General features: G+C 69.1%; 1 pseudogene. It reads right to left on the bottom strand.

The features are described from left to right. A pseudogene (locus FQ664_RS26255) lies at window positions 1-262 on the bottom strand (phosphoenolpyruvate carboxylase); the annotation flags it as partial.

Here is a 262-nt window from a genome sequence, read left to right as displayed (position 1 = left end):
GGCTGGGGATGGCGTGCCACAGCGAATGCTCGATTACCGCAAAGCCCCACTTGGCTTCGTCCACCGGCGTCGGTCGGGTGCGGCGGATTTCTTCGGTGTGCAGGCCTCGGCGATCAGCCGGCGCAAGCGCTCGCGCACCTGCTGGCGTTCGCCCGGGGTCAGGTCGCGGTGGTCCTGGGCAGCCAGTTGGCCGGCGATGGCATCGTACTTCTGGATCAGGGTGCGGCGGGCCACTTCGGTGGGGTGCGCAGTGAGCACCAGC

Source organism: Pseudomonas persica (assembly GCF_900291015.1).
Classification (GTDB): Bacteria; Pseudomonadota; Gammaproteobacteria; order Pseudomonadales; family Pseudomonadaceae; genus Aquipseudomonas.
This window is presented reverse-complemented; position numbering and strand designations above follow the sequence as displayed.